Raw genomic sequence first — 583 nt, forward strand, 5'->3', positions numbered from 1 at the left:
CAACTATTTCGACGGCCTCTTGTCGGAACCGGGCAGCGGCATGGCCGGAGCCGCCCGATGAGCCCGTTTGAACGCCCCTCCGCCACCTTGGGCGTTGTGGCCATCAGCTACAACGAGGAAGAGGATCTGCCCGGTTTCCTGGCCAACCTGCTCGGCTGGGTCGATGAAATCATCATTGTGGACGACGGCTCGAGCGACCGCACCGAGGAGATCTGCGCCGCGGCCGGCGGCAGCGTCCGGTTTCTCCGCTCGCCGCGCCAGCCCGGCGAATATTACAGCGACCAGCGCAACAAGGGCATCGACGCCGCGGCCAGCGACTGGCTGCTGCATATGGACATCGATGAACGCGTCTCCCGCGAGCTGGCCCGCGAAATCCGGAACGCCATCAAAGATGAGCAGATGGATGGCTACCGGTTCCGGCGCCTCAACCATTTCATGCACCGGCCGATGCATGGCGGCGGCTGGCAGGACTGGAACCTGATCCACCTGGCCCGGCGCGATTTGTTCCGCTTCGGCGGCATGTTCCACGAGACCTGCCACCTGGATGCGCCCGCTGATCGGGTCGGCCAGCTCAGCGGCAGGA

General features: G+C 65.4%; 1 protein-coding gene. It reads left to right on the forward strand.

Annotated features, from left to right (window positions below):
- Positions 1-57 precede the first annotated feature (57 nt).
- A partial coding sequence (locus tag A9D60_RS06930; protein WP_141117864.1) for a glycosyltransferase family 2 protein occupies positions 58-583 on the forward strand: 526 nt, incomplete at its 3' end.

The sequence above is a fragment of the Leisingera sp. JC1 genome (assembly GCF_001679925.1).
GTDB lineage: Bacteria > Pseudomonadota > Alphaproteobacteria > Rhodobacterales > Rhodobacteraceae > Leisingera.